This window comes from Thalassotalea agarivorans (assembly GCF_030295955.1).
GTDB lineage: Bacteria > Pseudomonadota > Gammaproteobacteria > Enterobacterales > Alteromonadaceae > Thalassotalea_D > Thalassotalea_D agarivorans.
In genome coordinates this window covers 1,394,402-1,408,057 of the sequence record NZ_AP027363.1, presented here as the reverse complement: position 1 = coordinate 1,408,057, position 13,656 = coordinate 1,394,402, and the positions used below count along the sequence as shown (strand labels likewise).

Below are 13,656 nucleotides of genomic sequence, written 5' to 3'. Positions count from 1 at the left end.
AATAATGAAAAACACGCTACTTTTCTTTGCAATGACAATGGTTGCAACGCTAATACCAGTCAAAGCTAAAACACTTTATTTAACCAATGTTAACGTGGTTGATGTTGAAACACTTCAGCTGCAAAAAAATCAACTCATAACAATAAAAGATGACCTTATTGTTTCTGTTGGCAAAATGAGAACGATTAAACAAAACAGTGATGCCATTATTGTAGATATGAAAGGGAAATATGCGATACCTGGGTTAATTGACACGCATGTTCATCATGCGACCGACCCTGATGCTTGGGATAATGCAACTGCAACAAAAATGCGCCTGCAAGGCTTATTAAGAGGCGGTGTAACCAGTGTGAGAGACATGGGTGGCGACAACAGAGCATTAGCTTTTATGAAACGCAATGCTGAGATAGATGTTATCCAATCACCCGATATTTACTATTCTGTTATCATCGGTGGACAGGAGTTTTTTAGCGACCCAAGAACCGTATCTTCAGCTAAAGGAAGAGTACCAGGTCAAGTTGATTGGATGCGCGCAGTAGATATCGACTCCAATTTTGACGAAGTAATGCTCAGAGCAGCAGGCACTGGCGCAACAGGGATAAAAATTTATGCAAAAGTTCCTGCTGATGTAGTAGCTAAACTAACCGCTGCGGCTAAAAAGCATGGGTTAAAAGTATGGTCGCATGTCTTTATCGGGCCTGCTCGCCCAATAGATACTGTAAATGCAGGGGTAGAAACAATTTCACACGCACCTGATATTTCAGCGCATACCGTAGAGAACTTTTATCAATTGCGCCGCCAAAACAAGCACATCAGCGAACAGCAAAAAGTCATGTCATTAGAGCTGCAACGTTACCAAGACTTATTCCAAGCGATGAAGCAACAAGGCTCCATTTTTGATCCCACATTAACGATATTTGGTATGCGAGAAGGCCAAAATGAACGAGCGGATCTTATGTGGCAATGGGGCAAAATGTTCACTAAAGAAGCCCATAATTATGGTATTAAAATTGCGACTGGAACAGATGGCGCGAGTGATTTGTATGGTATTGATTATCCGTTAGTGCACAAAGAAATGGCACTGCTAGTGGCGCATGCTGATATGACACCAATTGAAGCGATACAAGCGGCGACTATCAACAGCGCTGAAGTAATAGGAATTGAAGACACAACTGGCAGTATCAGCGCAAACAAAAAAGCAAACCTTGTTGTACTTAATCAAGATCCAACTATAGATATTGCCCATAGTAAAGACATTGCTCATGTGATTAAAAACGGTCAATTTATCTATCGAGGTAATGACAAAAATCTGCCCTTTTCTGCCGCGAGAGAAGCTTCAGGTATGCTATGGATGTCGGGCAATTTAGGTAACTTACCTTCTACAATGACACTAGCTGGTTCAACACTTGAGCAACAAATGGTGCAAACCATGGAAAATATTGGTGATGTATTGCAAGAATACAATCTCACTTATGACGATGTCACTAAGTGCACTTTAATGCTCGCAGATATTAAAGATTGGCCTGCGGCAAACAAGGTTTATGTTAAGTATTTTAAAGAGAACGCATTTCCAGCGCGTAGTGCCTTTGCCGCATCTGGCTTGGCATTAAACGCGAAAATAGAAGTTGAATGTATCGCCAAATTATAACGTCTAACAGATGAAAAAAAGCCCAGCTAATAAGCTGGGCTTTTTGATTATATTTCGCCGCGTCTTCGCACCAGTTCTTGTTTAATTTGATGCGCTTTTTCTTCACTAATATCGTAACGCCACATCACCACAACGGCAAGCAGAGCCGTGCTAGCAGGAATCACAATATCGACAATACGTAAATTCGTCATCGTTTCTACAGTTTGAGATGCAGCGCCGGCATCAAAGCCAACCATTTTCAATACGACACCACCAAGCACCATAGCCAACGCCATACCAAGTTTCACCATCAACCAATATATTGCGCCAAATGTACCTTCTTTTCGCGGCATACCATTGTTTAGCTCGTCTAAGTCGCAAACGTCAGCTGTCATACTCAACATTAAGGTAAACAGGCCTCCAATGCCAAATGACATCAATGGAATTGGCATAAATATCATCCACGGGTTGTCTGGATTGAAGCCATACCACTTCAGTAGATAGCCGCCTACTGACAAGAAGGTTGCAATAATAAACGCATTTTTCTTGCCCCAGCGATTTGCCATCCATGCGACGACCGGAATCACTAATACCGCAGTAGTTAATGCACTTAGCGTAGCAAACCATGCAGGCCATGTGCCTGTTGCGCCGTAGTCTCCGTCGAACATATGAAATACAATAATGAAGTAGCTAAACGACGACACTAATTGGAAGCCATTAAACACTAAAAAGGTCGCTGCACACAGTCTTACAAATGATTTGTTTTTAAAGGTTTGTATTATGCTTCGGCCAACACCAACTAAATTCGACCATAAGGTAGCAAACGAAATTTCAGCTCGGTTTTCTATATTATCGCTGTCGATGCCTTTACAAAATAACCCCGGCATCAAACCTAAAATCATGCAGCCACCTGCAACATATAGCGACAACGTTTGTACGCCTTCAGCTTGGCTTTCGAAGAGATTTGGGTTTGCTATTAACACCCAAAACCAAGGCACGATCATCCAGGCAATTTGACCCATCACTTGCGCATAAGCCATTAGACGCGTGCGTTCATTGTAATCGGAGGTGATTTCATAACCCAAGCCAACAAAAGGCGTTGCGTACATGGTGTTGCCTATGGTGAAGGCGAGCGAGAAAAGTAAAAAATACCAAAAGGTGTAGTCTTGTGACCATTCAGGGTTTAACTGCCACATCAACGCAAAAAAGGTACCACTTAAGATTGCGCCAATCACGATATATGGTCTTCTTCTGCCCCAACGAGATTTCGTATTGTCGGTAATAAAGCCCATTATAGGATCGGTAATCGCATCGAATAGTCTAGGTAAACCACTCAACAAACCTGCAAGCACTGGGTCGATACCAAAAGCAGTTATTAAGAAAAAAGCAAAAATACCCAAAGAAGCGGGTAACAAATTAAGTACTAACGTGCCTGTGCCATAAGCAGTTTTTTGCGCGAGAGGTACTTTCCCCCTTACGCTATCTTGGCCAGATAACACGTTGTCATTTGCCGACAGTTCGATTTGCGTCATACGTAGTCCCTACACCATTATTTTTATCGCTCCCTACTGTATGACAATTAAACATTTATTCGATAAAAATGAGCCGACCTGTCCCTTTTAGCGCGATAACACGGACAAAGTTATCTTAAAGCAACTCTATATACGCCTCCGTTAGAAGCGTTTCACAAAAGCTCGCAAGATAACTGTAACCAAAGCTAAACAACAGCAATTGCACAAAAACTAGACCGCTTAAACTCGGTGTTAGTCCACTTTAGCTTTTTTCAATTGCTATCTCTTCTCAGCAATTTATTGTGGCGATATTGCATCTATTTGTAGGTCTGCCAGTACCTGCAATAAAGCATAAGGTAAACCAGTAATGTCGATTAAAACAACAACACTAGTGATGTTAAGTGTGCTGTCTTCAGCGAGTTTGAGTGGTTGTCAAAACCAAGGCCAAACATCCGTAGCGCAGTACAAGGATTACAGTATGAGTAAAAGCCATAAAGGTCGTATGGTCTCCAGCTTAGATAATTTTGATAATGTCTTTCATGACAATATCGTTTGGGCGTTTAATATTGGTGGCGAATCTTACACGGCCACTAATGGTGTCTTGTTTTCTCCATACAATCCAGATTTCACAACCCTCGTAGGCCACACAGATACCGTGCTTGGTTCACAAGATAAAGCCCTTTATCAAACCTTTGCTGAAGGTGATTTTAATTTTGAAAGAACACTAGAAAACGGCACTTATGACGTAACCTTGTTGTTTGCAGAACCATACGACACCCCCGTTGGCGAGCGCGTGTTTGACGTGATTATCAACAACGAAACCGTACTAAAAAATGTTGATGTACGTGGTATGCGCGACGGTAAAGCATTCAGCGCGCTCGACAAGACGTTTAGCAAGATTGAAGTCAACAACGGTAGTTTGTCGATTAAGCTGCAAGCAACTAAAGGTGTCCCTATAGTGTCCGGATTAATCGTCCGCAAGCATCACGCTAACGCTCAGCAATGGCAGTTAGTATGGCAAGATGAATTTGACTACGAAGGTTCGCCAGACAGCAGCAAGTGGAACTTCGACCAATGGCCAGCACGTAAGGTCAATGATGAAGACCAAGTCTATACCAACAGACAAAAAAACGTGCGCGTTGAAAATGGCACACTGATCATTGAAGCCCACAAAGAACAATATGACAACGGCGAATATACCTCAGGCAGAATTCATACCCTAGATAAAGCCGACATGCTTTATGGCCGTATTGACGTAAAAGCTAAATTGCCTGCAGGCCGAGGTACCTGGGCGGCAATCTGGATGCTACCGTCAGACCCTTATAAATACTCAAGCACTTGCAAACCAAACGAAGACTGGCAAGGCAGCACGACCTGTGACGCTTGGCCGAATTCAGGCGAAATAGACATAATGGAACACGTTGGTTTCGATATGCACAATGTGCACGCGACAGTGCACAACAAAGCCTACTATTGGATCAATTGGGAACAACGCAAGGGCGCCGTACAAGCGACTAATGCCGACAAAGAATTTCATATTTACAGCGTAGAGTGGTCACCCGAGCACATTACCATGCTAATGGATGGCACCCCCTATTTTTCTTACAAAAACGAACATCAAGGGTGGCAAGCATGGCCTTTCGATCACCCTTATCACTTAATTATAAATCTAGCCATTGGTGGCATGTGGGGACGCGCTGGCGGCCCGATAGATAACACCATTTTTCCAGTCAAAATGGAAATAGATTACGTACGCATGTACAGCAATAGCTAACGTACGCATTGCGCTAGAGAACAAAACCAGAATTTCGGAGAATATCATGCAAACAGTTGCACAGGCACACACGCAGATTCATGGCGAGTTTATTAACCTTAATGGTGAACGCTTTTATGCCATAAATAATGTTGATCAAATGCCGCCATTTTTCATGACCTTAGTGTCAGAAAGCGACCACTGGATGTTTATTTCATCAAGCACAGGCCTAACGGCTGGCCGAGTTTCACCCGCTACCGCTCTGTTTACTTATGAAACAGTCGACCGCATTCATGACAGTCACCTGCATACTGGCTGTAAAACCCTGATCAGAACATCTCTTGATGGCAGTCCTGTGTGTTGGGACCCTTTTAACCAAGAGCATGATGGTCGCTTTCATCTAAGTCGTAACCTATACAAGAATGTATTAGGTAGCAAAATTTGTTTTGAAGAAGTGAATCACACCTTAGGGTTAACCTATCGCTATACGTGGGCGAGTAGTGATGAATATGGCTTTGTGCGCTTTTGCGAACTCGAAAACACCACAGATGCTCGCATTGACGTCGAACTTATCGATGGTTTTCAAAACGTTTTACCTGCGGGCACGCCGCGTTTTACGCAAACAAATTCAAGTAACTTGGTTGATGCTTATAAATGGACAGAGTTAGAACAAACATCTGGTTTAGGCATCTTTAGTTTATTTTCTGCTATCACCGATCGCGCAGAGCCATGTGAATCACTCAATGCTAATACTGTGTTTTGTTTGGGATTAGAAGATAAGCGAGTGTTGCTGTCAACCAATCAAATCGATGCGTTTAAACAAGGGCAAACACTGCAACAAGAAACGTTAATTAAAGGTATTAGAGGTGCTTACTTGGTCAACACTAAGTTATCGCTGAAACCTTCAAGCCAAAAAACCTGGCAATTTGTGACCAACATTGAACAAAGCCAAAACCAAGTAGTTAGCTTGTTAAATGCGCTTACACAAAGCCAAGCTTTGGCGCGCGCGATCGATAAGTCGGTTGCTTCAGGCGATGATAACCTAGCCCGCAAAATGGCTGCGGCCGATGGTTTTCAACAAACCAACGAAGAACAGGTGTCTGCACACCATTATGCCAATGTACTTTTTAACGTGTTACGCGGCGGCATATTTGACGATCAGTATCATATTGATAGTAAGGACTATGTTAAAACAATAAAACATTTTAACTCGGCGACTTACTACAAACACAGCCGTTGGCTGAACACGCTACCAGCGCGCATCGAGTTGTCAGAATTACAGCATCAAGTTAACGCCCAAAAGTGCTATCAACTCGAACGTTTAACCATGGAGTACCTACCAATTACATTTGGTAGACGACACGGCGATCCAAGCCGACCTTGGAACCAGTTTGAAATTAAACTGCGCGACGAAAACAACGAGAAAATCTTGTCATACCAAGGCAACTGGCGCGATATTTTCCAAAACTGGGAGGCGCTTACCTATAGCTACCCACAGTATATTGAATCGGTAATTTCCAAGTTTGTGAACGCCTCAACGATTGACGGATACAACCCCTATAGAATTACTAAAGAAGGTATCGACTGGGAGGTAGAGGATCTAGACGACCCATGGAGCTACATTGGTTACTGGGGCGATCATCAAATTATTTACTTGTTGAAATTGCTTGAGTTAAGCCATCAATTTCACCCGAACAAGTTAACGCAAATGCTACGCAAGGACATATTTTGTTATGCCAATGTCCCCTACCGCATTAAATCGTTTGAAGAAATCAAACAAAATGCAAAAAGCACAGTGCGTTATGACCAAGAACTCGCTCAAACGATTGAGACGCAGGTTGAATCGCTCGGCGCAGATGGCAAGTTGGTGCTAGATACAACCGGATCTGTATACCATGTAAACCTATTAGAAAAGCTTTGTGTAAGCCTGCTTGCGAAACTTGGCAACCTGATTTTAGGAGGTGGTATTTGGTTAAATACCCAAAGGCCTGAATGGAACGACGCCAATAATGCATTAGTAGGACAAGGTATTTCGGTCGTTACCTTATGTTATATGCGACGCTATACCGCATTTTTAATAGACTTGCTCGCAAACGAGCAAGGTGATGTTGCATTGTCAGACGAAGTCGCGACTTGGATTGCAGGTACCAGTGATATTTTGTCTAACGCTGCAATGTACATTCAGTCGGGCATAGTTACCGCACAAACGCAATTGCTGATCAGTAACCAATTAGGCGAATTGTCTAGTTGGTATCGCCAAACGGTATACGCAAAACAAGGCTTTTCAGGTAAATCAAATGTATCCGTTGACGCTATTGTGGACATGTTGCAACACGCCCAAAAAGTGATTGACTACACCTTGTCTGAAAATGAAATGGCAAGTGGTATGTATCACGCATACAACTTATTGTCGTTAGATGACGACAGCATTAGTGTCGACAACCTATACCCTATGCTAGAGGGTCAAGTAGCAGCGCTAAGCTCCGGCTATCTATCCGCCGCGCAAGCGACAAATGTACTAAACGCGCTCTTTGCTAGCGATATTTACCGCGTCGACCAACAAACCTTTATGCTCTACCCAGATAGACAGCTACCATCATTTTTAAACAAAAACGTGGTTGACGAAGCAAAGGCAAAGGCCAATCCACTAGTGCATGCACTTGTTTCGGCAAGTAATACGAGCGTTATCGCACAAGATGACAATGGTGATTTTCGCTTTAATAGCACGCTAGTGAATAAAGATCATTTGATAGCCGCTCTTGATGCGTTGCCGAGCTCTTATGCGCCACTAATTGACGCACACAAATCCGCGTTATTGAGCTTATACGAAGAGGTATTTAATCATAAGGCATTTACCGGCCGATCAGGCGGTATGTTTGGATTTGAAGGTTTAGGGAGTATCTATTGGCACATGGTGTCAAAGCTATTGCTTGCAGTACAAGAATGCTACTTTGATGCAGTTAAGCACAATGAAAGCAGTAATCAAATTCAGCAACTTGCTAACCATTATTATCGCGTGCGTGAAGGCATTGGCTTTAACAAAACACCGCAAGAGTATGGTGCCTTCCCTGTCGATCCTTATTCACATACGCCAAAACACAGCGGCGCTCAACAACCAGGTATGACAGGACAAGTGAAAGAAGAAGTCCTCACCCGATTTGGTGAACTCGGCATCCGTGTAAACGCTGGAGCAGTGTCATTTGAACCTTCTTTACTTCGTTCATGTGAATTCTGTGATGAGGCACAGTCATTTACTTATCTAGACGTCAATGATCAATGGCAAACAATCAAATTGCCACCGCACTCACTGGCGTTTACTTGGTGCCAAGTACCCTTTGTTTACACCTTAACTGACAAATCAGGTTTGATTGTGAGTAGCAAAAATAGCGAGCAGACATTTGAGCAAGCACAGTTATCAACAGAACTAGCACATAGCTTGTTTCAACGAGACGGTTCAATTAGCGCGGTAACGCTGCACATTAATAAGCAAGACTTGCTAACTTTACCTTAGGAATACGTATGTCTAAGCAAAAGAAAAAATATATGTCACTGACCGGAATGAACGTAATCGATCTACCGGAGCAGCGCTTAAAAAATCTTACTCAGGATATTCTTGAGGAGAAAATTCACGGCATTTCTTTCAGCCCCTACGGACCTGAACAAAAACCGGGAGATCCAGTAGATAAAGCGCAGATAGAAGCCCGTTTGGCGATGATCGCGCCTAATGTTAAGTGGATTAGAAGTTTTTCTTGTAGTAAAGGAAACGAATTAATCCCGCAAGCTGCCAAGGAAATAGGTTTAAAAACACTCGTTGGAGCTTGGCTTGACGATGATTTGGAAAACAACGAAAAAGAAATCGACAATCTAATTAAGCTAGGAAAAGCAGGACTCGTTGACATTGCAGCTGTTGGTAATGAAGTTTTACTGCGCGAAGAACTGTCTGAGAGCCAACTTATTGAATATATTCAACGCGTTAAAGCTGCCTTACCTGATATCGAGGTAGGCTATGTAGATGCCTATTATGAGTTTGAAGATCATCCAGAAATTACTAAGAACTGCGATGTTATTTTGGCAAATTGCTACCCATTTTGGGAAGGTTGCGCCCTTGAATATTCAATTTTATACATGAAAGACATGTACAGGCGCGCAAGAAGAATCGCTAACGGTAAAAAAGTCATCATTACTGAAACTGGTTGGCCTGATCAAGGCCCTAGTGAATGGGGTGCAGTGCCCAGCTATAGCAACGCGATGAAGTACTTTATTGGCACTTACCAATGGGCAGGCGAAGACAATATTGATGTCTTTTATTTTTCTTCTTTCAACGAAAGTTGGAAAGTGGAAGACGAAGGCGGTGTCGGCGCGCATTGGGGGCTATGGGATACCCTAGGCAACTATAAATTCGCTTAATCGAAAAAACATAATAAATAATAATATTGGTACACAACAGATGAATAGCAATACAACACTCCCTTTTGCGTCAGCGATATGCTACTCCGGCTATCGCGACGGTCAAAACCCAAGAGAAGGTATTTACCCGACATATCAACAAGTGAAAGAAGACTTGTTGATTCTACAAAACGATTGGTGCTACTTAAGACTGTATGATTGCGGCCCTCACGCGCAAATCGTTATCGATGTGATTCAACAAGAAAATCTACCTTTTAAATTAATGCTAGGTGCGGACATTGGTGCAGAGCAAAGCAATCCTAATTGCCCATGGGGCTCAGTATTTAGTGAAGATGAACTTGCTAACAACCAAGCCGCCAATGAAGCGCAAATCGATAAACTGATCATGTTTGCCAATGACTACCCTGACATTATTGCGGCTGTGTCTATTGGAAACGAAGCAAGTGTTGATTGGACAGATCATTTAGTGCCAGTTGAACGCTTAGTGTACTACGCACAAAAGGTTAAATCACAGGTAAAACAGCCCGTAACCTTTTGCGAAAACTACGTGCCTTGGTGCCAAAAGCTGCAACCACTTGCAGATGTACTCGATTTTATTTCTATTCACACCTACCCAGCTTGGGAATATCAAACAATAGAAAATGCGTTAGCTTACACCATTGAAAACTATCAAAGTGTCGCCAATCAGTATCCAGGCAAACAGATCGTTATCACCGAAGCTGGCTGGACTACCTCGTCTAATGGCCGTGGTATCGATGTATGGAATGCGTCACCAGAATTACAATCTATCTACTATCAGCAGTTGTTGCAGTGGAGCAAGGACAATCAAATTACCACCTTTATCTTTGAAGCATTTGATGAACCTTGGAAAGGCTCTGACGATGTTAATGAGCCTGAGAAGCATTGGGGCATCTATGACGTAAAACGTCAACCAAAACTGGCATTAAGAGAAAAGTCATAACGCCAATATAAAAAAAGGGAGTGCTTAGATAACTAAGCACTCCCTTTTTTGTGTCTACTACTATTACAATGAGTTTAAAAACGCTAACACTGAAGCTTTTTCGCTATCATTCAGCGCTTCATAGGCCTGTTTAGACGCTAAACCTTCGCCACCATGCCATAAGATTGCTTCTTCGATAGTTCTGGCTCTTCCATCATGCAAGAAGCCAACACGGTTTATATCGCTAGCACTTTGCGCCAACGACACCGAATCGTTCGCCTTGTCGTCTCGTACCATAACATCAACCGCGTGACCTAATCCCCAAAGCGGTGCTGTACGCCATTCCGCGCCACTTGCACTGCCATCCGCAAGGTTGTCCGCTAACCCTTCACCCATGTCATGTAACAACATGTCAGTGTAAGGATAAATTGTCTGGCTGCGTAACTCTGCCAATGGATGATAAGGCGATGTGGTAAAGCTTGCGCGATGACAGTCATTACAACCTATTTGATTAAACAGGTTTTCACCCGCCACATCGTCATAGTTTCGTCTTGCTGGCACGCCAAGTAACGCCACGTATTTTACAAGCTTGTTGAGATTCTCATCGTCTAGCTCTGCGCCTGCCGTACCGCACCCCACTTGGTTTTCACCACAATCAGGTGTTGGCATAACCGATGTCATAACACCGATATCCGTATTAAAGGCAGCAGCAACTTGGTGCAACAAACTTGCGGTACTTGCCTTGTAACCAAAGCGACCAACACGTTTATCACCTGTAACCGGATCTGCTACCTGAGACACGCGCCCAGATATACCATCGTTGTCGCTATCATCAGCATCTTCCCAAGCCAAAATATCGGTTTCTGTAATTGCCTCCAACAAGCCTAAACCAACCAGTTGTGGCGCGATACGAGCAGAAAATTTAACAGGTGTGCCGCCGGTAAACACATAGTTAGGCGAACGTAAGCCGTTTTCAAGCTCGGTCCAAGCACCTAATGTGACATCGCCCTCACTGGGTACGCCTGATACGCCATCAGCTATTTCAGGTTGAAGAACGCGCCCCTTCAGAGGATCTGGCTCGCCATTTTCATCACCAATTTTAAATACCCATTTATCTAAACTACCACCAACATCAGCCACTAAAGCGCGACCATTACGAATATGGCAATTAGCACATGCTTGATTGATGTAATGCGGACCGGCTTTGTCAATTTGCTCTGTCCAAATGATGTTATCTAAACGTTCATCGTGCTCACCGGTTTCAAAATCAGTATGATGCACTCTGCGCCCTTCTACCCATGGCTGAGCATTCTCCGCGCTCATATTCGTCGCCATCCCCATAAAGCGACCCGCTGGCTCTTCACTATAGTTGTAACCTAGTGTCGTGCCGCCTCCTGATAAGCCTTTTTCTGGAATTGGGTAACTATCGTCATATTCGTTTCTATCCCATTCGAACGGATGTACGCCAGGCTGACCTGTCAGGTACAAAAACGTTGTACCATAATAGTTTAAACGCGTACCTGCCGGCGGTGCGAGTAGGAACTGACTCGCTTCAAACTCCATTCTTCTGCCAGTTGTCAGAGGAATAATCGGACCATTTGACTGCCACTCGTCAACAATATCTAACGTGTATTTAAACTGATGCCCCTCTTCACTCACTTTGACAAAGTTTTCGTCCCATGTGCCACGTCCAACATACACAGTGCCAGTTTCTGCCGGATTAACTTTCTCCTCTTCTTTTTGAGGGTTGAAGTTAAACTGACCTGTCGCCGTTAAGCCGTTGTACCATACCCTAAATTCTCTAGCACCAAGCTCTGCTTCGGTAATCCAAGTAACGCGAATTAGACTTTGCCCCAGCGGCGTATAATCTTCCAGTTGAATACGGGCTGTACGATACTCCCAATAATGAGCTAGAAAGTGGTCATAATGATCTTGGAAAGTAATGTCTTTGGCATGACGATCGCGGCCTCTATCGGCTAAACGAGTAACAGCAACGCCGTCTTCTCGCATAAATGAAGCGACAGGGGCAAGTTTGGTGGCACTATTAAATAGGGCAACAAAATCCCCCACTAGGCCAAGCTCAACAATATGCCATGGGCCACTGTTACCGTTAGTGTCACCGGGATTATCATCACCAATGTAAAAATATAGCGGCCTACCGTCATAAGTGACTTGTTTCGAACCATCGCTACGGGTGATCGTATTAAGCTGACTAACACCAGAAGGGGCGTCATCTACAAGCAATAGTGGCGGCCAATTTTGCTGGCACGCTCCAGTACAAGTACTGCCACTTTGACCCAAGTCATTATCAAACACATACAAGCTATAGCCCGGTTTAGAGGTATCTTCACCGCCGACTAATATATTGTTTTGCGCAGCAACTTCATCTTGCGGTTGCACCACTGTGCACCCCTCGGCATCTACGATATCGTCTGCTGGAGTGTCAGGGCAAATATCAACACTATCATCAACGCCGTCACCATCAGAATCTGGGCAACCGATGTCATTAACATCAGCGCCTGCTTGCGTATCAGGACAACTATCATTAGTATCTGCAACGCCATCTGCATCTTGGTCTGCAACTACATCAAATGCTAGCCAGTTTAAATTAAAATCACCGGTAATCACGGTAAGCCTTAAGGTATGTGTACCCTCTTCTAGTGCAAACGCGCCCACTTGCACCGTTTGGTAAGTTTGCCATGCACCAGTATTAGGCAATATCTCCGAAGTTATTTGTTTACCATTAATGCTTAACCGAAACTGACCACCACCAACAAGCGAGGCCACTCGTGCACTCACTTGATAGCTTGCTTTTGAGGTTTCAAGAGAATATTCAAGCCATTCATCTCTTACCGTCCAACCGACATTGTATTCACCATTGGTATCAGTGGTGGCTTCTATATCAACGTCATCATTGCGATACTGACCGCCATTATTGCCAGCATCTGAATCTGAATAGTTAATATAGTCTTGTGCTTGCACAATAACATTGACTATTTCTGGTTCTGGCTCCGGTTCTGGTTCAGGTTCTGGCGCAGCCATTACCTCGACAGTGCGCACTTTTTCAGTCTTGTTACCGGCACTATCTTCGGCGCTATAGGTTAGTTGATACTGCCCCACGACATCAGTGTCTACACTCCCTGAAACAACTAAAGTTACATTGGTATCGCGGTTATCAGATACCGTTGCCCCAGGGTCTTCAAATACATCCCCTTGGGTAATTTCAATATATTCATCACCATTTAAAATAATGACAGGAGCTAAGGTATCGGGCGATACCGTTGGTGTTGGCTCAACCTCTTGTTGCGGTGAATCACTGCCACCACCACACCCAGATAGCAATACAATTGTTGCCATGCACACAAAATCTCGTGCTTTGCTTTTAAACATCATGCGAATACCTAATTTCGGCGATCAG

General features: G+C 43.6%; 7 protein-coding genes. 5 read left to right on the top strand and 2 right to left on the bottom strand.

Translation table 11 applies throughout. The features are described 5' to 3' along the window. The first annotated feature begins 4 nt into the window (after window positions 1–4). The gene (locus tag QUD85_RS06545) at window positions 5–1,648 is read left to right on the top strand and encodes an amidohydrolase family protein (protein ID WP_093329080.1); all 1,644 of its coding nucleotides are present in this window, start codon (window positions 5–7) and stop codon (window positions 1,646–1,648) included. Between the two features lie 47 nt (window positions 1,649–1,695). Here QUD85_RS06545 and QUD85_RS06540 read toward each other — a convergent pair whose 3' ends face one another. Next, window positions 1,696–3,159, bottom strand: coding sequence for an MFS transporter (locus tag QUD85_RS06540; protein ID WP_093329081.1), 1,464 nt, complete (start codon window positions 3,157–3,159; stop codon window positions 1,696–1,698). A gap of 346 nt (window positions 3,160–3,505) precedes the next feature. Between QUD85_RS06540 and QUD85_RS06535 the strand changes: the two genes are divergently transcribed. From QUD85_RS06535 to QUD85_RS06520, 4 genes are read left to right on the top strand one after another with little or no spacing between them, the layout of a single operon-like run. After that, complete coding sequence (locus QUD85_RS06535) at window positions 3,506–4,912, top strand: family 16 glycosylhydrolase (protein ID WP_245732102.1); 1,407 nt, start codon at window positions 3,506–3,508, stop codon at window positions 4,910–4,912. 46 nt (window positions 4,913–4,958) lie between these two features. Continuing rightward, on the top strand, window positions 4,959–8,402 hold the full coding sequence (locus tag QUD85_RS06530; RefSeq protein WP_093329083.1) for a hypothetical protein: 3,444 nt from the start codon (window positions 4,959–4,961) through the stop codon (window positions 8,400–8,402). An 8-nt stretch (window positions 8,403–8,410) separates the two neighbouring features. Beyond that, window positions 8,411–9,298: a glycoside hydrolase family 17 protein gene (locus QUD85_RS06525; protein WP_093329084.1), complete on the top strand. Its 888-nt coding sequence runs from the start codon at window positions 8,411–8,413 to the stop codon at window positions 9,296–9,298. A gap of 40 nt (window positions 9,299–9,338) precedes the next feature. Next, a complete protein-coding gene (locus tag QUD85_RS06520) occupies window positions 9,339–10,259 on the top strand; it encodes a glycoside hydrolase family 17 protein (protein ID WP_093329085.1) in 921 nt (306 codons plus the stop codon). Window positions 10,260–10,322: 63 nt separating this feature from the next. Here QUD85_RS06520 and QUD85_RS06515 read toward each other — a convergent pair whose 3' ends face one another. Further along, on the bottom strand, window positions 10,323–13,631 hold the full coding sequence (locus QUD85_RS06515) for a di-heme oxidoredictase family protein (protein WP_093329087.1): 3,309 nt from the start codon (window positions 13,629–13,631) through the stop codon (window positions 10,323–10,325). Between the last annotated feature and the right edge of the window lie 25 nt (window positions 13,632–13,656).

Bases quoted from the DNA above. Each gene is read 5' to 3' on its own strand.
- QUD85_RS06525 (WP_093329084.1), top strand. From the start codon at position 8,411: ATGTCTAAGCAAAAGAAAAAATATATGTCACTGACCGGAATGAACGTA.
- QUD85_RS06515 (WP_093329087.1), bottom strand. From the start codon at position 13,631: ATGATGTTTAAAAGCAAAGCACGAGATTTTGTGTGCATGGCAACAATT.
- QUD85_RS06545 (WP_093329080.1), top strand. From the start codon at position 5: ATGAAAAACACGCTACTTTTCTTTGCAATGACAATGGTTGCAACGCTA.
- QUD85_RS06520 (WP_093329085.1), top strand. From the start codon at position 9,339: ATGAATAGCAATACAACACTCCCTTTTGCGTCAGCGATATGCTACTCC.
- QUD85_RS06530 (WP_093329083.1), top strand. From the start codon at position 4,959: ATGCAAACAGTTGCACAGGCACACACGCAGATTCATGGCGAGTTTATT.
- QUD85_RS06540 (WP_093329081.1), bottom strand. From the start codon at position 3,159: ATGACGCAAATCGAACTGTCGGCAAATGACAACGTGTTATCTGGCCAA.
- QUD85_RS06535 (WP_245732102.1), top strand. From the start codon at position 3,506: ATGTCGATTAAAACAACAACACTAGTGATGTTAAGTGTGCTGTCTTCA.